Annotated in this window: 1 pseudogene; it reads right to left on the reverse strand. The window is 28.8% G+C overall.

Annotated elements, in window-relative coordinates:
- Positions 1-288 (reverse strand): annotated as a pseudogene (locus VJI93_RS08650) (IS481 family transposase); the annotation flags it as partial.

Consider the following 288-nt stretch of genomic DNA (forward strand, 5'->3'; position numbering starts at 1 on the left):
AAAAAGCCAAGTTTTCTAAGGAATCTAAAAAGAGAGCAAGGGTGTCTAGTATAACCTTTATTTAGTTTAAGTTTAGCGTAAAGTTCAATCAAAGAAATATTAGGATTTCTTCTAATGAGATTTTTAATCCAATAAATTTCAGTATCGGTATGAGAATTAGGATGTTTGGATAAAGGTCTATGAGATTTATCTTTGAGGGAGTTAATAGAGCCATCAAATTTTTTATTCCAACGCATAAGGGAAGCTTTAGATATTTTATATTTTCTACAAACAAAGCTAACAGAATTA

The sequence above is a fragment of the Parvimonas sp. M20 genome, from assembly GCF_035282425.1.
Taxonomy (GTDB): Bacteria; Bacillota; Clostridia; order Tissierellales; family Peptoniphilaceae; genus Parvimonas.